Genomic DNA, 19,705 nt, shown 5'->3' with positions numbered 1-19,705 from the left:
AGGAGTGATCTTTGATGAAATGCAGTACCCGCGTTTCCACCCGGTGGAGTTTTCTTTTCCTTCTCGTCCTCGCGGCGGTTCTGGCAACTGCACTTCCCGCCACGGCAGATCCGGTGACAGTGAAGATCTCCTACAACGGACCACCCGACGCAGCGAACAACGCCGTTCATGCCTTTGTCCTCAATTTCCAGAAATTCCTGGAGGAAGGCACGGAGGGCCGAGTCAAGCTCCAACTCTTCCCCGACAGTCAGCTCGGCACCGAGGAAGAGCGCATGGAACTCCTCATGAAGAAGGGTTTGAACCAGCCTATCATGAACGTGGCCTCCTTCGCGGGAGTCGCGCCGGTTTTCCCCGAAATCTATGCTTCGGCCATTCCTTTCATGTTCAACAGTTACAGAGCCGCCCATCTCTATCATGACGAGAGCGCCTACTGGAAGAAAGCCCAGGAGGAGTTCCGTGCCCGCACGGGGGCGCTGCTCCTCGAGGCCGTCGAAGAGGGAGGATTCCTCGCCTTCACGAATTCCAGGAGGGAAATCAAGAGTCCCGAGGACTTCCAAGGCCTCAAGTTCCGCGGCATGGACGAGGGACAGGTAGTGCTCTACAAAGCCTTCGGCGCCAGCGGCACGCCAATCCCCTGGACCGAACTCTACATGGCCCTCAAGACCGGCGTCGTGGACGGACAGATGAACCCCGCCATGTACATCATCATGGGAAGCCTCTTCGAAGTACAGAAGTACCTTACCCTGGCGAACATCCAGTACTCCGACCAGTTCCTGGTCATGAACGGCGACCTCTTCGACTCTCTCTCTCCGGAGGACCAGAAGGTGGTCGTCGAGGCGGCGAAGAAGGCCAACCAGATCAGCCGCCAGGAGGTGGAGGAAGCGGACGCCAAACAGGTGGAATTCCTCAAGGAGAAGGGCATGATCGCCTACGCACCGACGCCGACCGAGCTCGACGCATTCCGCGAGAAAGGCCAGCCTGCCTACGTGGACTGGCTCAAGAGCAAGGTGGGTGAGGAATGGCTCAAGCTGTCCCTGGAAAGCGCCGCGGAAGCCAACAAGAAAGCCGCTCAGTGACCGTGAACGAAACGAACGCTTCCCGTTGCGACAGAACCGATACGGAAGGGGCGGCCTCGGCCGTTCCTTCCGTTCCTCCCGAAGAACACCCTCGCCGCGGATTCGGAAACATCGCAGGACTGACCCGGTTTCTCGAAAGAACCAGCGCATGGCTCGCGGGGGCACTCCTCGTGATCAACGTGGGGGACATTCTTTTGGGAGTGCTCTTCCGGTACATCTTCAAAAGTTCCGTCATCTGGACGGAGGAAGTGGCCCGCTTTTCCCTCGTGTGGCTCGTCCTCCTCGGCGCACCGGGAGCACTCTACCGGGGGGACCATATGGCCATCGAGTTTCTCCTGCCACGGTTTCCCCGGTGGACATGGCTTCCCCTCGCGCTCTTCCGCCTCGGCGTGACGGTCTTCGTCCTGGGGCTCCTCGTCTGGTTCGGCGCCCAGAACGTTGCGGGCACGTGGACTATGCGCACCATGGCGCTGAACATCCCCAAGGCGATTCCTCTGTCGGCGGTGCCGCTGGGCATGGGGATGCTCCTCCTGCTGTCCCTGCTCCTGGCGGTGGAACGGGGGCTCGTACCTTCGTCCTCTGTGCCCGAAAAAACGAACATTCCGTCGGACGCGGACGCTTCGGACAACGCTTCCGAAGAACGCGGCTCACCAACATCTCCGGGAGAGTGAGGGCTGCTCATGTCGGGTATCCTGCTGCTGTTGCTGTTCTTCTTCCAGATGGCCACGGGCGTTCCGCTCTACGTGGCCCTTCTCTTCACGGGTTTTCTCGGCATCGCCGGCACGGGAGACTGGACCCTCCTCCGGGTCATTCCGCAGCAGTTCTTCGGCGGCATGGATGTGTTCTCCCTCATGGCCATCCCTTTCTTCATCCTCTCGGGCATTCTGATGAACCGGACGGGCCTGACGGACCGTCTCATCGATTTCAGTCGCCTTTTGGTGGGATCGGTTCGAGGAGGCTTGGGGTATGTCAACGTCGTGGGAGGAATCATTCTGGCGGGCGTCAACGGATCCGCCGCTGCGGATGCCTCCGCGCTCGGCTCCATCCTCATTCCGGCCATGGAGAAGGAAGGATTTCCCCGGGCATACGCCGCGGGGCTCACTGCGGGAAGTTCGCTCATCGGCCCCATCATTCCTCCCAGTATCTTCATGATCATCTACGCTTCCATGACGAACACCTCCATCGGCGGCCTCTTCGCCGCAGGCGTACTGCCCGGCCTTGTGCTCGGCCTGGCATTCATGCTGCTCAACGCCTATTATTCCCGGGTGCATCAGGTTCCCGTCTCGGACGCCAAAACAGTCCGCGCTCAGGCGAAAGCGATTCTCATCCGTTCCGTGGCGGCCCTCATCGCGCCTTTCATCATCATCGGAGGCATCGTCACGGGCATCGTCACCCCAACCGAATCGGGAGCTCTCGCCGTGGCCTACTGCCTTCTCGCGGGTTTTTTCTACACCAGACAGCTCACATGGCGCGAGCTGGGCGAGGCCATCTACGAGACGGTGCGCTTCACCAGCGCTATCTTTCTCATCATGGGCGCCGCCACCGTGGTGGGGTGGTTTCTCAAGTGGGAGCGGGTCACCCAGCAGTTCGCCGCCGTCATCGTCGGCATGGGACTTCTCGAACGCCCCTGGCTGCTCATGATCACTCTGAGCGCGATCATCTTCATCATCGGCATGTTCATGGAGGAGGTGGCAGTGCTGACGCTGCTCACCCCCATCTTCGCCCCTCTTGCCACGAGAGCCGGCATTGACCCCTTCCATTTCGGCATCGTCATGACCCTCAACGTGACCATCGCCCTCATCACTCCTCCCGTGGGCGCCTGCAATTACATCGTCGCCGCCGTGGGGAAGGTGCCGCTTGGAGACCTTTTCAAGGCCATTTGGCCATTTATCGCCGTCGCCATGACAGTTTTGCTGGTGATCATCTCCTTTCCGTCCCTGACCGTCACCGTACCGAGGCTTCTGGGCCTCTAGCCGGGGAATGCTCACAAGAATTTCCAAAACTCACGCGACAACCCTACGTGCACCTGCTATACTTTCAGTGATTAAAGCCTGAAGTAAATTTAAAAATTGCTTCAGGTTTTTCGTTTTATAACAATTAAACTAATGCTGTTGTTTCTTTTTATTTTATGAATACATTTTTGCGCACTTCTCGCAGGCTCTTTTCCTGACCGGCAAGGCGGCAAGACCGGAGAAAACACTCCAGAATCAAACCCGGGGAGGAGGACACTGCTTTTGAACAAAAAAGTCCACCAGACTCCTTCAAAAGAGATTTTTCTGCTCTTCCTCCTCGTCTACGCCGTCTTCGTGTCGGGATTTGTCTTCTTCACCTATGCGGAGCAGAAACAGCGCACGCTCGGAGAGGCGGACAAAGCGCTCGCCTTGGCTGCAAAGAGCCTCAAGTACATGCTGCCGACGGATTTCCACGACCGTGTCCTGGATGAAAACAGCATCAGCCTCGAGGAGGAACTCGAGACGAGGCGACGTCTCGCTGCCTACGCCATGGAGACGCCCTTCGTCTATCTGTACACGCTCGTAGAGAAGGACGGAACGCTTTTCTTCGCGACGACAACGGTGACCGAAGAGGAGGCGGAAGCACGGAGCCGGTGGTATTTCTACCCCTACGAGGACGCGCCCGAATCCTTCCGGGAGGCCTTTCTCACGAAAAAAACCGTTTATGAGACGTACACGGACCAGTGGGGAACGTTCCGTTCCGTGGCGATTTCTGAGCGCTCCCCCGGCGGGAGAATCTACCTGGCCTGCGCCGACCTGGACATCTCGGCCCTGAACACCATCATCGCCCGCGAAACCTTTCGGGCATTCGTCACCGCCGTGGTCTTCCTCTTTCTTGCCATTCCCTTTTTCCTGATCTATCAGAACCAGTACAGGACGATCAAACGCGCCAATGCAGAAATGGCTCATTACCAGAGGCAGCTTGAGGAACTCGTGTCGGCGCGCACGGTGGATCTGGAGAGAGCGATGGCAAGTCTGCGGGAACAGGCCACTCGTGATTTTCTCACGGGACTCTACAACAGAAGTTTCATCATGGACGCCCTGACGGAACACATGACCCGGAGAAAACTCCACGGAATTCCCCTCTCCCTAATGATGATCGATGTGGATAATTTCAAGCTCATGAACGACCTCCGCGGGCATATTTTCGGCGATTCCATCCTAAGGAAGATAGGGGAACTCCTCCGGAACAATACCCGCTCCGTGGACATTGTCGGACGTTTCGGCGGCGATGAATTCGTGGTGCTCCTTCCGGGCATAGCGCTCGAGGACGCAACGCTCATCGCGGAGCGCCTGTGCAGATGTCTCCAGGAACAGTGCATCGAGGAGGAAGGGCACGCGCTTACACTGAGCATCGGCCTGACGGAACAGCTCCCGGACGAAACACCCACGGATCTTTTGCACCGTGCGGATCTTCTCCTGTACGAAGCGAAGAGAAGAGGCGGCAATTGCGCCGTTTCCGGTCGAAACGACCTCACGTGAACCGCCTGTCCGAGTCGAACGGAGGGTTTCTGCTCCTTCCCCTCCACGTCCAGTCCCGACAAGGAGATCCCCCGATCCGTTCTTCATCAGGTCGATACGACTCTTCCGTCACAGCGTCTTCATCCGCCCCCGCCTATGGAGCACTTGATTTCCACCGGATTTACCGTCCCCACCGCCACCGAAAAGATCCACGGCCCGTCACACCCCCATCCCCGGGCATGTCCGCACCGTCCTTCGCTTGATTTCACGAAAAAGGCCAACGTTTCCGATCCTTCCGAAACGTTGGCACACTGGACAAAAGAGGCGCCACGATATACCATACGGGGAAAGGTATGCCATCCTGGAAGGAGGAATCCTCATGAAAAAACGGGTTGTCATCGTCGGAGGCGTGGCATGTGGTACCAAAACGGCGGCGAGATTACGCCGTCTCGACCCCGATGCGGAGATCACCATCGTCGAAAAGGGGAATCACCTGAGTTACGCGGGATGTGGGCTTCCCTATTTCCTCGAGGGTGTCGTAAAGGACAGCCGTGACCTCCTGAGTACTCCCCTTGGCGTACCTCGGGACAGCGCGTTCTTCCGAACGGTGAAGCAGGTGGAAGTTCTTCAACGGCACATGGCCACTCGGATTGATCGGGAAAAACGTGTGCTCACCGTGCTCGAACTGGACACAGGAGTAGAAAAACACCTCCCCTACGACACGCTTGTGCTCGCAACGGGCGCATCTCCCATCCGGCCAAACCTTCCAGGAGCAGATCTCGCCAGAGTCTTCACCCTTGGAACGATCGATGATGCTTTGGTCATGAAGGAGGCCCTCCAAAACGGAACGGGCAAGAAGGCTGTCGTCATCGGTGGTGGACTTATCGGACTCGAGGTCGTGGAGGCGCTCGTGGCGAACGGCTACGACGTGTCCATCGCCGAACTTTTGGAAACTCCTTTGGCTACCCTCTTTGACCGGGATTTCGGTCATCTGCTGAAAAAACTCCTCGCACAACACCAGGTGGCCTTCTTCGGAGGAGAGCGTGTGCTTGAACTGCTGGGGAACGCCGCAGGCAATGTGACGGCGGTCCGGACGGACACACGTGAAATCCCGGCGGATCTCGTGCTGCTGGCGGTGGGGGTGCGTCCCAACGTGGAGATCGCTCGTGAGGCGGGACTCGCCATCGGTCCCACGGGGGGCATTGTAACGGACGAGCGGATGCGCACAAGTGATCCGTATATTCTTGCCGGCGGCGACTGTGTGGAGACCACCCATGTCCTCACGGGGAAACGGGTACGTCAACCCATGGGATCCGCCGCAAATCGCCAGGGAAGAGTTATTGCCGACACTATCGCGGGACACGATTCGAAATTCAACGGTGTGCTCGGAACGGCGATCATGAAGGCCTTCGACTGGACGGCGGGGCGTACCGGCCTGAACGAGACAGCCGCCGCCGAGGCTGGATTCGCCCCCGTAGCCGTCACCGTGACCGCCCCCGACCTTCCCCATTTCATGCCCGGAGCGGCGCCGCTCTACATTCGCCTCGTCGCCGATCGCACGAGCCGCCGCATTCTGGGGGCACAGATCATGGGCCCAGGCCGAGGCGACAAGCGCCTGGATACCCTGGTTTCGGCCATTACGGGACACCTCACCGTGGACGATCTGGCGGACCTCGATCTGGGTTATGCCCCGCCCTTCTCGACCGCCCTCGACCCGGTCACCCACGCGGCAAATGTACTGCGCAACAAAATGGACGGCCTGCTCGTGTCCTACAGCCCCTCGGAACTTCTCACGAAGGCATCCCGGGGAGACCGCTTTCTCCTCCTGGATGTACGCACCCCCGAGGAGGTCGCCGCCCAGGGCAGGCTTCCCTTCGACAGTCAGGTGAACATCCCTCTGGGCGCTCTGTGGAAGCGCGCCGGGGAACTTCCCCGGGATGTTGAAATCGTCACCTTCTGCAAGATCTCCGTGCGCGGATGGGATGCCTATTCGATTCTCAAAGGCTTGGGTTTCTCCAACGTGGCTCTTTTGGAGGGCGGCATTCTCGCCTGGCCCTATGAACTCCGAAAGGCGGTATGAGAGCGGTCTTCCTCGCCGCGCGAAGGGCTCCTCATTCCTCATTCACACGCTTTCCGTCGCCGGGGAGCCCTTCACTGCCCCCGGCGACGATGACACAACTCCAATAGAAGCGACTCGATCCCTGAAAAAACCTTCTCCCATGTACGCCCCTCCACGCGCCGCGCCACCTCGTGGGGAGGCGGTATGTCCCCGAGAAGGCAGCGGCGCAGCATCGCCTCCAACGACTTCTCCAGGGCATCGACGAAAAGGATCTCCTCCTCGGGCGAAAATTGGTCAACACACGTTCGTTCCGGAAGAGAAACCAGGGTGAGGACGTCGTCGCCCACGGAAGCCGCTACATTCCGTACTCCAGGAAGATCCGTCGCGACGGCGCAGCATCCCGAGGCAAGGGCCTCGAGCAGAACGAGCGGAAGCCCTTCGAAAAGAGACGGAAGGACGAAAAGCGTGCTTGACCGAAAAAGAGACGCCAGTGCTTTTTGAGGAAGAGGACCGTGCAGAACGACGCGCTCTCCCAGGGGATGCGCAAGGGCCCGGCATTCCGCCTCCTCGGAACCGCCACTGCCGACAAGATGCAATTCCCACGGAAGAGCACGGAGACGGAACAAGGCGCGGAGCATCCAGGGAACACCTTTCGCCCGGGAAAGTTTGCCCGCGTAGACAATCCGCACCGTCCCGCACCGCGTTTTCCCCGGGGAAAAAAGACGTGGGTCGAAACCGGCCCCCGTCACGGCGATACGCCCCCGCGGAATCTCAAAAAGCGTCGCGATCTCCTCCGCCTGTTCCGTGGTGAGAGCCGCCACCGCGTCGAGACGCGAAAATCCCGCACGTACCCGGGCCCGCAAGTGGGAAAGTTGCAGAAATTGGCGAAGATCGGATCCATGACAGGAGGCAAGAAGAGGAAGTTCCGGAATGTCCTTGCAAAGCCTGGAAGTGACGAGCCAGAGATGCTGCGCGTGAATGACCTGGGGTTCGAAACGGGAGACGACGTCGCGGCAGACGATGGAAAACGCCTCCTCGTAGGCATCGATCTGGTTCGTCGTCAAATCCCGAAAGCGCGTGGAAGCATAGGGCATGACGTCGCTCATGCCGGGAACGGGAAAGGGAAGATCGCCCAGGGTACCGAAGGTGATGAACCGGCATCGGTCACGAGATACGGGAAGGGAGGGGATCTCCCACCCAACAGGAACGCCCGCCACGAGAAACGCCTCATGCCCGCGGCGCCGGGCCTCTTCGAGAAGAGCGCGGACGTAGATTCCGCTTCCCGTCGCTTCGGGTCGTTGACTCAAAACCAGAAGAATCCGCACCACACATCCCTCCCGGTCATGAAAAGAACACGTCGTCCCATCCGAGTACGCCCACTGCGTTCGCACACACCGTCCGTCGTCGCAACGCCGTTCAACGCCGTCGAAAAAACGTACCAACAGGTGCGACTCCACAGAGCAAACGGCTTACCACGACATGGGGCACGAGATAGGGAAGTCTTCCGCACCCGGAGAGAAGGTTCCGGGCTTCGTCGATTCGTCCCTGGCGAAGCAGCTCCCTGCAGGAAAGAGAGAGAAGGCGACCGCGGTAGGCGCGAAGGTCCCGCTCCAGAACCTCGTCGCAACGTGCCTCCTCCAGCACGTTGCGGGCCGTCTCGACGAAGGGAAGGGGCTTGTCCCGTCGAAGGCGGAGACAGAGACGATCCGTCGCATCCTTGTGGTAGGTCGCAAGCCCTCTGCGGCTGAACGCGACGGAACCGGCAAGGGCAAGACGCCCCCAGGTATCGAGGTCTTCTCCCAGGGAAAAGTCCTCGGGGAATCCCCCCACACCTTGAAGTGCGGTACGCACGACCGCCGCCGCGGAAGTCCAGACGGGAGGGTGACCGAGGGCGGCGCTTCGAAAATAACGGGAAAGAACTCCCTCCCAGGGAAAGGAAGGAACACCGGCAAGTCGCGGAAAACACACCCGCTGTCCGGGGAGAACGAAGCGATAGGCCGTGGCATAGAGGACCGCCTCCGGAAAACGCCGCCGGAGACGCAGAAGCGTCTCCAGGTGGTCTGGATCCCACTCGTCGTCCCCGTCGAGGAACGCCACGAGTTCCGTCTCCGCCGCACGCACGCCCGCGTTGCGGGCTTTCGAAACACCGCCGTGGCGAAGACGGAGAAGCCGAATTCTCTCGTCTTCAATACGCTCCACCACATCGGCTCCACCGTCGGTGGAGCCGTCGTCCACCACGATCAGAGAAAAGCACCGCTCCGTCTGGGCGAGCACGGAGGCGATCGTCCGTTCCACAAAAGGCTTTTTATTGAATAGGGGGAGGACCACCGAGAGCAGAGGCGTCATGAAAATCTCCTTTCTCCGTCGCTCTCCGTCCGTCGCCTGAAAAACGCGCCTCCTCGCGTCGCTCTCCGGGAAACGGAGACATCCGACATCTTGACGAAGGTGCTTTCTTCGGAGATACTTTCTTTTGGAATAGAAATAATTCCATATAAAAATATTTCACTCCGACACGGGAGGAATCTGTGTGCGTCTGGACATGCACGTTCACACGAAAGAGGGCTCGTTCGACAGCGAACTCCCCGTGGAGCAGGCACTGAGAAAAGCCAGAGAGCGAGGTCTCGCCGGGCTCTGCATCACGGATCACGAAAGTCTCGCTCTCCGTACCGAGGCGGAGCGCCTGAGTGAACGATTCGGACTCCTCGTCCTCGTCGGCATGGAGTACCTGACCACCGATGGGGACGTGCTCGTCTTCGGTCTCGATTCGGTCCCGCGAGGACCTCTTTCAGCTCCGGAACTCGCGGCACACGTCACATCCCAAGGCGGCGTCTCGGTTGCCGCCCACCCTTTCCGCAACAACGGGAGGGGCATGGGAGCCCTTTTCAGTCGCGTGCCACTCCACGCCGTGGAGAGCTTCAACGGCAGCACCCTTCCGAAGCACAATCTCCAGGCGGAAGCGCTTGCCGCGGAATGCTGTCTTCCTCGTCTCGGCGGAAGCGACGCGCACCTCGTCGAGCGGATCGGGCTTTTCGCCACGGAATTCAGAAACACGCTCCGCAACGAAAGGGATCTCCTGGAGGAACTCCGCAATGGCGCTTTTCGACCGGTGGCGTGGAACGGAAGAGAACATGTGGACGCCCTTCCCTTCGTTCTCGCACAGAACGGAGAAATCCAGGCAAAACGGCCGCTCTTCCCGGAGTTCCAGCACAACCGCTTTTCCGTCTGACGCCTTCACTGATCCTTCCCTCCGGATCCCTCTTCATGCGGCATCGGAGTGGGGTGCAACCAGTATATCCGGTTCGCACCCTCTTTTCTTTCTTACTTTCTCCTCTTTGCCTCACCCATGGTCTTTTCGCCCTTCCCGAAGAGGGACGGAAGGCGGAGGCTGCCTCCGGAGAACGGGACCTAAGGCCCAAACACTTCCACATATAGAGTGCTATACTCTCTACGCTCCCAATATATAGCGACAAACTCGAACCTGCGGCAGGCACTCCGAAAGGCTGGCGGTCTTGCCGTCTGCTATGGGTTTGTTCCGCACAAGCCTGAAGAGGATATTCCCGCAGAATTTCTCGTATCGCCATTCCGAGGAGGTACCCATTGATGACTTTTTCCGAGAACGCTCTGGTGATCCTGAAGAAACGTTACCTCAAGGGCGACGAAACGCCGCAGGAGATGCTCCGCCGCGTCGCCAAGGCAGTTGCCGCAGCGGAACCCGAAGCTGAACGCGCCCTCTGGGAGGAGCGTTTCACCGATCTCATGGCGCAGCTCGATTTTCTGCCCAACTCGCCGACCCTGATGAACGCGGGCATCCCGGAGGGACAGCTCGCAGCCTGTTTCGTTCTCCCCATCGAGGACAGCATGGACTCCATCTTCTCCACGCTCCGGAGCGCCGCCCTCATCCACAAGTCCGGAGGCGGAACGGGGTACAACTTCTCGAAACTCCGCCCAGCGGGAGATGTGGTGTCCACCACGAACGGTGTCGCCTCAGGACCGATTTCCTTCATGCGCATGTTCGACCTCGCCACGGACGTGGTGAAACAGGGAGGAACCCGACGCGGCGCCAACATGGGCATCCTCAATTGCGACCATCCGGACGTGCTCGCCTTCATCCGGGCAAAGACGGAGGAAGGAATTCTCACCAATTTCAACATCTCCGTGGGCATCACCGACCGATTCATGGAAGCCCTGGCGGACGGCAAAGACTGGCACCTCGTGAACCCCCGCACGGGCCAGACCACCGACACGGTGAAGAGCATGGAGCTGTGGAACCGCATCGTCCATGCGGCCTGGGCCACGGGAGATCCCGGCGTGATCTTTCTTGACCGCCTCGAAAGGGACAACCCGACACCCCACGTGGGCCGCATCACGTCGACGAACCCCTGCGGCGAGCAGCCCCTTCTTCCCTACGAAGCGTGCAATCTCGGCTCCGTCAATCTGAAGAACATGGTCCGGGACGGAGAAATTCTCTGGGACCGTCTGGAGAAGACCGTGCGCACCGCCGTGCGTTTCCTCGACGACGTGATCGACATCAATTGCTATCCTCTTCCGGAGATCGAGGACATGGTGAAGGGAAACCGGAAGATCGGTCTTGGCGTCATGGGATGGGCGGAGATGCTTTTCCTTCTGGGAATCCCCTATGATTCCGAGGAAGCGCTGGAGCTGGCGGAGAAAGTCATGGCCTTCATTCAGGCGACCGGACGGGAGGCGAGCAGAGACCTCGCCCGGGAACGGCACCCCTATCCCAACTGCGTCGGCGAACCGCTCCGGAACGCCACGGTGACCACCATCGCCCCAACGGGAACCATCGCGCTCCTGGCGGAGTGCTCCTCCGGCATCGAGCCGGTCTTCGCCCTCACGCACACCCGCAAGGCCTTCGGCACGGAGGATCTGGTCTACGTGAACGACGTGCTCCAGGCGGAGATGCACCGTCGGGGGCTTGCCTCTCTCGACTCTCTGCCTTTGGAAATGAAACGGGTTTTCGTCACTGCCCACGAGATCGACTATCCCTGGCATGTGCGAATGCAGGCGGCGTTCCAGAAGTTCACGGACAATGCGGTCTCCAAGACGGTAAATCTTCCGGCGGATGCAACCAAGGAGGACGTGCGCAAGGCCTACCTTCTCGCCTACGAGCTGGGATGCAAGGGCATCACCGTCTACCGCGACGGATGCAAGGCAAGCCAGGTCCTCACCACGACGCCCTCCGGCAAAAAGGACGACACGGTGACGCATCAACTGGTCATGCCCATGGGCAATCAGGGGACGCTTCCTCTCGATCGCCCTCAGGTTCTCACGGGGAAGACCATCAAAATGCCCACTTCCTACGGCAATCTCTACCTCACGGTAAACGAAACAACGGGCGGGCGCCCCTTCGAGGTCTTCGCCACGCTCGGCAAGAGTGGCAAGGACACCCAGGCCCACACGGAAGCCCTCGGGCGTCTCATCTCTCTGGCGCTCCGCACGGGTATCCCCGCACCGGAAATCGTGAACCAGCTCAAGGGAATCGGCGGAAGCCAGCCCGTGTGGGACGAGGACGGAGTCATTCTCTCTCTCCCCGACGCCATTGCGAAATGCCTGGAACGTGCCCTCGGGATGCCTGTCCACACCAATGCCACGGACATGTGCCCCGGCTGCGGGGCCGTTCTCGTCCGGGAAGAGGGATGCGTTACGTGCCATGCCTGCGGCTACTCGAAATGTTGAAACCCCCTTTGGGAGCACATCGATGGAACGCAGCGTGAACACCCTCGGACGATGGGGACTCCTCGCTCCCGAAGCGGAGGCACTTGTGACGTGGTTTCACGCCTTCACGGCCTCCTTCGCGGATGGGGACGCTCTGTCACCTCTACTGGAATTGAAGCGCCTCCACAGCTTCCGGGTAAGCACCATCGCCCGGGAACTCGCGGAAGCTCTGACATGGGACGACGACGAAATCCGCGCCGCTCAAACCGCGGGATTGCTCCATGACGTGGGGCGTTTTCCCCAGTACGCCTCTTTCGGAACCTTTTACGACGGGCGCTCACTGGATCACGGCGAAAAAGGAAGAGACGTCATCGCCACCGAAGCACCCCTCGCGGCCTGTTCCGGAGAGACCCGGGAAGCCCTGCTGCAGAGTGTCGCCCTTCACAACAAGAAGGCACTCCCTGAGACCATCCCGCTCTGTGCCCTGCCTCTGGCACGGCTCATCCGGGACGCGGACAAACTGGACGTCTTCCACATCGTTCACCGTCACGTGCAGGAGGGGCGCATCACACAGCTCCTCCCGGGAATCGACGAGACGGGACCTCTTTCACATGCGCTTGTCCGGGAAGTGGAAAACGCGCATCTCGCTTCCTACGCGAACGTGCGGAGCCTTGCGGACTTCCTCCTCGTACAGCTCACCTGGGTGTTCGACCTGAACTATCCGCCTTCCCTGGAACGACTCCGGAAGACGGGTATCGTGGAGGACATCGCGATTCGTGTGGAAAAAGGTCATACCGCAGTGCGGCGCCTGATCGCCGACGCGTGGGAACGCCTGGAAAACCCCAGGTCGCTCCTTCGGGAGGAACAACTCGGAAAAAAGACGCTGACAGCGCCGCCGGAACAATGATTTTCACTGCGTCGATGCCATGCAGTGAACCCGCACTCAGGCGAACATCCGGCGCCCTTTCCGAGCGAAGTGTGTCGAAACGGGGACAGGCCGAGCCGGCAGCGGCGGAATGCGACCGCGTTCTTCCAGGAGACCTCCCGAAGGGATATCCTGCGCGGATCTCTGTGCGGATGTTTTCTTGGGAGGGATGTGGACCACAACAAGGATTTTTCCGGAAAACGTGCGGATGGGAGAACGTGCGCAAGGATATTCCCGGAGGCTCACGGCGAAATCGGCGCCATCAAGAGAAATCGGTTGTTGCGAAGAGAGGAGATCGAAACACATGACGGGACGAGAGGTCGAAACGAGCCTCAGGCAAGCCTTTTTCATCCCTTCTCAAAGAGAAGGAACCTCACCGGGCGAAAGCGAAACCGTTACCGACTCCTACGTCACCAAGGACGCCAGCGACATCGTGGAAATTTTTCATCCCGACAGGATACCCGGTCTCCCCTACAGCCTCGCCGAGGCCACGGTGCACGCGGGGAAACGCACCATTCCCCACGTGCACACCCGAAGCACCGAGATCTACTATTTCCTCTCCGGACGGGGAACCCTCGCCCTTGGAAAGGAATGTCATGTCGTCTCCCCCGGAGTGGCGGCGCTCATTCCTCCGGAAACACATCATTGGGTAGCGGCGGAAGAGACGCTGCGATTCCTCTGTGTCTGCTGTCCCCCCTACGATCACGCCCAAACACTCCTCGACGAGAACTGACCGCAAAAACCGCCGGGGGAATTCCTCAACCGCCGCAGTCGCACCCGCAAGAACAGGAGAATGCGGGGGACGTGATGTCTCCCTCGGAGGGAACGATGCAGATGAACGTGAGGGGCTCCTCGCCGGCTCTTTCGAAGGCGTGGGGTTTTCCCGCCGGAACGTGGGCCCAGAAAAGAGGCGCCAGAGGATACTCCTCGTCCTCCACGCGCACGCGCCCCTCTCCGGAAAGAACGAAGACGTAATGGGGCCAGTCGTGTTGATGGAGGGGTACCGCGGCGTCCCCCTCCAGGGTGAAACAGCGGGCCGTGTAGTTCTCCCAGAAGCGTTCCGGACCGAAAACGATCCGCTTTTCGATGCCCCCGTGTCCTTGGAGGGTTACCGAGGGAAGATCCTTGATTTTTCCTGCGTAGACGACTTGATCTGCCACATATTTCACTCCCTTTCGCAGTGCTGTGCACATCTCGCTCTTTTGCATTCCGTCGAACCAAACGCAAGAACTCTCTTTCCCGCTTTCTTCCATTGCTAAAAAACACACGCAAAATTTTCGCTACGGCCTTGCCTGGAAGAAGGAGAGCGCGTATTCTGATAGCATCAGACGGCACGGTATCGTTGCACCAAGGGGAGGTGAGGAATCGTGACCTCGACAGCACCCCGAATTCTTATTGTGGACGATTCGGCGTTCATGCGGTTCATGTTGCAGAAAATCCTCACCGATGCAGGCTTCGACGTGGTCGGCGAAGCGACGGACGGATCCGAGGGAGCGGAACTCTATAAGACCCTGCGTCCCGACGTGGTGACCATGGACATCACCATGCCGATCCTCTCCGGCCTTGAGGGATTGAACCGCATTCTCCGCATTGACCCCGAAGCACGTGTCATCATGATTTCCGCCATGGGGCAGAAATCAACGGTTCTCAAGGCGCTGCAGAGCGGCGCTCTCGGATTCATCGTCAAGCCCTTCGACAAGATCAAGGTAATCGACACGGTGCGGGACGTGCTGGCCTTTTCTCACAAGAGCACGGAACCTCCAACATTCCCCGATCCGGCGCCACCCTCCCGGGAAGATGCGTAGCAAAACCCATGACGCGATGGCGAAACCTTCCCCAGGGAAGTCTTCCGTCTTCACGTCATGGGTTTTTTTCACTTGTCCCGAAACACCAGATCCTTGTCCCCCGGATAGGTCAGGGTATAGTGGACGGCAATCTTGCGGATCTCCCCGCTCTTCAGCGGGATCTCCCAGGTGAGCAACCCTTCCCTGTCGGAACTGGAGGGCTGCGGCTCCATGGTTTTGATCTCCACCTTCACCGACTCGTTGGCACTGACGGGAACTCTTTCCAGGATGCGCACCACTGTGTCCGCGGGAAGGCCGTTCGTCACGGTCAGCTCGTACCCATCGGCAAGACGTCCCTTGCCCAACCAGCTTTTTCCCTCCACACCAACACTCTTTTCCTTCTCCACGCGGACGAGGGGAGTGGTCCCGAAAGCCACGGTGAGATCCTGTCCCTTGCTGCGGGCCGGAAGCGTCGTTTTGCCCCCGGCGACGCCGTCCACGGAAAGTTCCGCCTCTCCGGGAAGAACGGCCTCGGGAAGCGTCTCCACCTCGGCAAGAAGCCATGCTTCCTGGCTGAAACGCGGTACCAGAACGATGGCCATGCTCCCCTGAAGAGCGAGGTCGCCCAGAGGAATCTCGGTGGACGTGCCCTCTCCAGGCACGCGCCCTGCCGTGAGGATGTCCACGCCCCGCAAGCCCTCCTCCCGGACGGGAGGCGCGGGAGCACTCCCGAGAGCGATCTCCTCAACGGCCATGTAGGGCGCGGGCGCTGCATCGGGAAGGGCGCCTTTCGCACGGAAATCGTCCTGGCGAGGCTGTGCGATGTCCACCACGAGGGGACGCAACCGGGGCGGACGAACAAGCCGGGGAGGATCCGCAGTATGCACGACGAGCGGCCCGTCCCAGTCGATGCCGGTTCGTTGCATCACCGAAGCGACCAGACGGCCCGTAACGTTCCCGCTCTTCGTTTCGAGGTTGAGCACGTACCTGTACGTCCAGTGCACCTGATCCGTCCAGGCGGTGAGGAGGCCGCCGCCGCGCCCACCGTCGCCGCGGACTTCGATCACCATGGAGTAGCCTTCCTGAAGACGCTCCTGCAACTGCCGATTCCAGAGCTCCGCTTCATGGCGCTTGCGCTGGAGCGTTTCCGTCACTTCCGCGAGGCGTAGTTCCTGCTCTCTGCGGAGCTCGGCGGCGGCGACGAGCAGATCGAGGGCCTTCTCGCCTTCGGGCTTCAGGGATTCAAGAGCTCCGGTCAACTGCCGAAGGGCGGCGGCCTCCGCATCGAGAACCGCCACCTCGGCCCGAAGTTCACCGACTTTTTCCGACAGAGCCTTCAGAGCAGGCGGAATCCATCCCGCCCGGGGAAGCAACGCGATATCAGGCGGAGAAGAAGGCGAATTCCCCTCCGGAAGCTGCAAACGGATCCGGGAAACGTCGAAGGTCCCCGGGAGACGCACCAGAAATGCACCGGCGGGCACGGGGATCTCCACTCTGGCGCCGCTTGGATAAAGGTGAACCCTTTCCGGCGGAGAGGAGGCTACGTCCTCGGACCGCGCCGGCTCTTCTCCGAAGGCGCTCCGTGCCCCAAAAGACAGATCCCATGCGCCGAGAACGCCCAGGATCAGAAGGATACTCATTCCCGCGACAGAGAACACCCGCATCGTCCCTTCCTCTCCAGGGAGTCGCCTCCCCCCGCCGGACACGCGGGAAAGAAACAACCCGCCTGCCCCATGAAACTCCCCCTCAGGAAAGCTCCAGTTTTTCGGCGAGAACATACATCTCGCCGCTTCCGACAGAAGACCGGACGCTTCCCTCGAGAAGTATCCGGTCCCCTTCCCCGCACTGTCGGAGCCGATCCTGCAACTCCGGATCGTAGGCGCGGGCGAGTATGTAGTCGTGTCGTTCATTTCCCCTGTAGTCCTTGCTCTCGTGTCTGACGGAGAATCGGAAGTACCTGCCGCACCGGTTCTCTCCCACTTGCTCCCCCTTGAGGAAGTGAAGCGTCCCCTCGAGCTGGACTACATTGATCGGTTGTGTCATTCCCTCATCTCCCTTCTCCATGGAAAACCAACCCTTTCTCCCTTTCCCGCCGTGTTCCTCCGTCCCCAGGGCTTCCACCGCCCGTCCCTCCGCAGCATGCGGAAAAGGGCGGACGGGCATTCGCGTCTCTGTGCACCATTATATCGCGGAACGCCTTCCCGGAAAAACAAAAACCGGGCAGGCTCCCCTCGGGGAGTTACCCGCCCGGTACACACCACCAGAAACGGTCGTGTACAAGGTGATCGCACACCTCATCCTCGCATCCTCCCGTGAACGGCGAGCCACACGCAGGGAGGCTCCGAAGAGGTGCGGGCGACGCGATGCCTCTCGTGGGCATGGAGAAAAATCCAGTCTCCGGGATGCACTTCCAGAACACCCCCGTCCTCCCATTCCAAAACGGCCTCGCCGGAGAGAAGCGCCACCCACTCGTCCCGCTCCTGGTCGTACCAGAAACCGGGCGGAGAGGACTGCCCGAAGGAGACGATGCGCTCCACCAGAACTCCCCGGTCCGGAAGCAACGGCTCAATGAACTCTTTCTCCAGGGGATCGCCTTTTTCGATGCTTCTTATCAGATCCCGGGAAAACTCGAAAAGGTTTCCTCCGGGAAAAACCCTTTTTCTCGGAGCACTCATGAGGGATCTCCCCGCTCCTCCGTATATCCATCGCGCCTCGAAACTCCCCCGGGGAGACGCTTCCCCTGCACGGGTTTTCCACTTTCGCCGTGGCGGGCGTTACGGAAGATGGTAGGAATGTCCACGGACGCACCCTGTCCTCTCGCCTCGTCGGTGCGGGGAAAGAGCAGTCCGTCGTCCGAAGGTCCCTGCAGGTCCGTTTCCTCCAGTTCGATACGGCGACGCTCCCGTCCTCCCCGATGAGATTCCGCGGGTTTTCCGGAGCCGCGCTCCTTGCCCCCGGGAACAAATCCCGCGGCGATGACCGTGATGTGCACCATCCCCTCCAGGGAGGGATCCAGTACATGTCCCCAGGAAATGCTCGCATCCTCGTCGGCGTACTCGGCCACCACCTGGGCGGCCTGGTTCACCTCCCAGAGACTGATGTCGGGACCGCTGGCGATGTTGAAGAGAATACCCCTGGCACCTGAGGCGGGAGTCTCCATGAGAGGGCTGCTGACGGCCATGCGTGCGGCCTGGACGGTCCGATCCGGCCCTTTCCCTGTCCCGATGCCCATGACGGCCGACCCGGCACCGGAGAGCACGGTCCGTACATCCGCGAAATCCACGTTGACCAATCCGGGGCGGAGAATGAGATCGGTGATGCCCGCGACGGCCTGACGGAGCACTTCATCCACCAGGCGAAACGCGTCGGCGAGAGGGGTCTTCTTATCCACGAGTTCGAGAACGCGGTCATTGGGAATGACGATGAGGGCATCCACTTTTCCCCGGAGCTTCTCGATCCCCTCGGCGGCGTTCTGAGCCCTTCGGCGTCCCTCGAAGGTGAACGGGCGCGTCACCACACCCACGACGAGAGCGCCCCGCTCCCGGGCGATCTCCGCCACGACGGGGCTGGCCCCAGTCCCCGTGCCGCCCCCCATGCCTGCGGTGACGAACACCATATCCGCTCCGGCAAGCGCCTCGGAAATTTCCCGCACGGATTCCTTCGCCGACTGAAAGCCGATCTCGGGATTGGCACCCGCTCCGAGCCCCCGGGTAAGCTTCTGCCCGAGAGGGATCTTGATCGATGCCTCGGAACGCTCCAGATGGGGCATATCGGTGTTTGCCGCGAGGAATTCCACACCCGTCACGCCGCTTCGAACGATGTGGTTGATCGCGTTGGTACCGCCACCGCCCACGCCCACGACCTTGATGACCTCCCGATAGGGACGGTGCATCCGTTCCATTTCGAAGGCATCGAGCGCATCTCCCATGGCTTCCACTCCCCCCGCTTCCTGGTGCGTTCGTGCTTCCTCTTTGTATTGTAACGCCTGAAACAAAAAAGCGGAGCAGTCTCCAAGGGAGTAAAAATGACGAGTTCGTCCCCGTTCACATGAGTCTAAAGGACTATAAGAGATACTACTCCGTGCCACATGCGGCATCTCCGGAATGAAAAGAGAGCGTTCCGGTCACGCCGGATTCTTTCCGATCCCTCCGGAGCGTGTCTCCTCGTAAAAACCGATCTTCTCCTCGATGTTCGCCAGGTTCGCCTCCCACCGTTTTTTCTTCGAGGACACGCCGACGGTGCTGCGGAACGGAGAACGCGCCGTCCCGGTTCCCGGCACCGGCATTCCGGAGATGCCGAACATACCCGGAAAAGCCGAAAAAAGACATCTTCGGCCTTTCCGGAGGGATGTCACCCACACATCACCACCATCAAACGAAAGGCACGCCGGGAAAACCCGTGAAGCCTCCAAGAGCTACCGAATCTCGAACTCCCCGAGAACCATTCCGGGAGTTTCCCATCGTTCCTCCACATCCAGGACGATAGCCCTCCGGACACGGAGGGCGCACCATTCGCGCATTGCGAGCAGGTCTTCCCGTGTTCCCTGGAGGAGCACCTCCACCCGCCCGTCGGACAGGTTCCGCACCCAACCACGCAGATTACGCCGATTCGCCTCGGTGAAAACCTGAAAGCGATAGCCCACTCCCTGCACCCGCCCCGAGAGCCACAGATGAAGCTGTTCCAACTCCACGGCACCGCCCTCCCTTCGGGAC

18 protein-coding genes are annotated in these 19,705 nt (G+C 60.2%); 10 read left to right on the top strand and 8 right to left on the bottom strand.

Features of this window, described 5'->3' with window-relative positions; translation table 11 throughout:
* The first annotated feature begins 14 nt into the window (after positions 1-14).
* From K349_RS0104865 to K349_RS0104845, 5 genes are all read left to right on the top strand, one after another.
* The gene (locus K349_RS0104865; protein WP_026368725.1) at positions 15-1,076 is read left to right on the top strand and encodes a TRAP transporter substrate-binding protein; all 1,062 of its coding nucleotides are present in this window, start codon (positions 15-17) and stop codon (positions 1,074-1,076) included.
* The gene (locus tag K349_RS18550) at positions 1,073-1,747 is read left to right on the top strand and encodes a TRAP transporter small permease (protein WP_026368724.1); all 675 of its coding nucleotides are present in this window, start codon (positions 1,073-1,075) and stop codon (positions 1,745-1,747) included. Before K349_RS0104865 ends, K349_RS18550 begins: the two co-directional genes overlap by 4 nt.
* 9 nt (positions 1,748-1,756) lie before the next feature.
* On the top strand, positions 1,757-3,049 hold the full coding sequence (locus K349_RS0104855; protein ID WP_026368723.1) for a TRAP transporter large permease: 1,293 nt from the start codon (positions 1,757-1,759) through the stop codon (positions 3,047-3,049).
* A 261-nt stretch (positions 3,050-3,310) separates the two neighbouring features.
* Positions 3,311-4,570 (top strand): GGDEF domain-containing protein, encoded by a 1,260-nt coding sequence (locus tag K349_RS17805; RefSeq protein WP_026368722.1) that lies wholly within the window; start codon positions 3,311-3,313, stop codon positions 4,568-4,570.
* A 358-nt stretch (positions 4,571-4,928) separates the two neighbouring features.
* On the top strand, positions 4,929-6,629 hold the full coding sequence (locus tag K349_RS0104845) for an FAD-dependent oxidoreductase (protein ID WP_026368721.1): 1,701 nt from the start codon (positions 4,929-4,931) through the stop codon (positions 6,627-6,629).
* A gap of 71 nt (positions 6,630-6,700) precedes the next feature.
* On the opposite strand, the gene K349_RS0104840 is transcribed toward K349_RS0104845, so the two are convergent.
* Positions 6,701-7,933: a glycosyltransferase family 4 protein gene (locus K349_RS0104840; RefSeq protein WP_026368720.1), complete on the bottom strand. Its 1,233-nt coding sequence runs from the start codon at positions 7,931-7,933 to the stop codon at positions 6,701-6,703.
* A gap of 91 nt (positions 7,934-8,024) precedes the next feature.
* Positions 8,025-8,954 carry a glycosyltransferase family 2 protein gene (locus K349_RS16420; protein ID WP_051464200.1) on the bottom strand — a complete coding sequence of 310 codons (930 nt, stop codon included), beginning with the start codon at positions 8,952-8,954 and terminating at the stop codon, positions 8,025-8,027.
* Between the two features lie 181 nt (positions 8,955-9,135).
* Between K349_RS16420 and K349_RS0104830 the strand changes: the two genes are divergently transcribed.
* From K349_RS0104830 to K349_RS16415, 4 genes are all read left to right on the top strand, one after another.
* Complete coding sequence (locus K349_RS0104830) at positions 9,136-9,834, top strand: PHP-associated domain-containing protein (RefSeq protein ID WP_026368718.1); 699 nt, start codon at positions 9,136-9,138, stop codon at positions 9,832-9,834.
* A gap of 374 nt (positions 9,835-10,208) precedes the next feature.
* Positions 10,209-12,305, top strand: a complete 2,097-nt coding sequence (locus tag K349_RS0104825) for a vitamin B12-dependent ribonucleotide reductase (RefSeq protein ID WP_051464199.1) — start codon at positions 10,209-10,211, stop codon at positions 12,303-12,305.
* Positions 12,306-12,327: 22 nt separating this feature from the next.
* Positions 12,328-13,191 (top strand): HD domain-containing protein, encoded by an 864-nt coding sequence (locus K349_RS0104820; RefSeq protein ID WP_026368716.1) that lies wholly within the window; start codon positions 12,328-12,330, stop codon positions 13,189-13,191.
* A 322-nt stretch (positions 13,192-13,513) separates the two neighbouring features.
* Entirely contained in the window at positions 13,514-13,942 is a 429-nt protein-coding gene (locus tag K349_RS16415) for a cupin domain-containing protein (protein WP_026368714.1), read from the top strand.
* A 25-nt stretch (positions 13,943-13,967) separates the two neighbouring features.
* Here the strand turns inward: K349_RS16415 and K349_RS16410 are convergent, their stop codons facing one another.
* Complete coding sequence (locus K349_RS16410) at positions 13,968-14,369, bottom strand: cupin domain-containing protein (protein ID WP_169731304.1); 402 nt, start codon at positions 14,367-14,369, stop codon at positions 13,968-13,970.
* A gap of 207 nt (positions 14,370-14,576) precedes the next feature.
* On the opposite strand from K349_RS16410, the gene K349_RS0104800 reads away from it, so the two are divergent.
* Positions 14,577-15,014, top strand: coding sequence for a response regulator (locus tag K349_RS0104800; RefSeq protein WP_026368712.1), 438 nt, complete (start codon positions 14,577-14,579; stop codon positions 15,012-15,014).
* Positions 15,015-15,082: 68 nt separating this feature from the next.
* Here the strand turns inward: K349_RS0104800 and K349_RS0104795 are convergent, their stop codons facing one another.
* The 5 genes from K349_RS0104795 to K349_RS0104770 all read right to left on the bottom strand — a co-directional run bounded on the left by K349_RS0104795 (position 15,083) and on the right by K349_RS0104770 (position 19,683).
* Positions 15,083-16,657: a DUF4139 domain-containing protein gene (locus tag K349_RS0104795; protein ID WP_026368711.1), complete on the bottom strand. Its 1,575-nt coding sequence runs from the start codon at positions 16,655-16,657 to the stop codon at positions 15,083-15,085.
* Between the two features lie 82 nt (positions 16,658-16,739).
* Positions 16,740-17,036: a hypothetical protein gene (locus K349_RS19305; RefSeq protein ID WP_026368710.1), complete on the bottom strand. Its 297-nt coding sequence runs from the start codon at positions 17,034-17,036 to the stop codon at positions 16,740-16,742.
* 251 nt (positions 17,037-17,287) lie between these two features.
* A complete protein-coding gene (locus tag K349_RS0104785; RefSeq protein ID WP_084460185.1) occupies positions 17,288-17,668 on the bottom strand; it encodes a cupin domain-containing protein in 381 nt (126 codons plus the stop codon).
* Positions 17,665-18,921, bottom strand: a complete 1,257-nt coding sequence (gene ftsZ / locus K349_RS0104780; protein WP_026368708.1) for a cell division protein FtsZ — start codon at positions 18,919-18,921, stop codon at positions 17,665-17,667. Before ftsZ ends, K349_RS0104785 begins: the two co-directional genes overlap by 4 nt.
* A 486-nt stretch (positions 18,922-19,407) precedes the next feature.
* Complete coding sequence (locus K349_RS0104770) at positions 19,408-19,683, bottom strand: acylphosphatase (RefSeq protein WP_026368706.1); 276 nt, start codon at positions 19,681-19,683, stop codon at positions 19,408-19,410.
* Positions 19,684-19,705: the final 22 nt, after the last annotated feature.

The organism is Aminiphilus circumscriptus DSM 16581 (genome assembly GCF_000526375.1).
GTDB classification, from domain to species: Bacteria; Synergistota; Synergistia; order Synergistales; family Aminiphilaceae; genus Aminiphilus; species Aminiphilus circumscriptus.
Note: the sequence above shows the minus strand (reverse complement) of the source record. Positions and strands in the feature narration are given on the sequence as shown.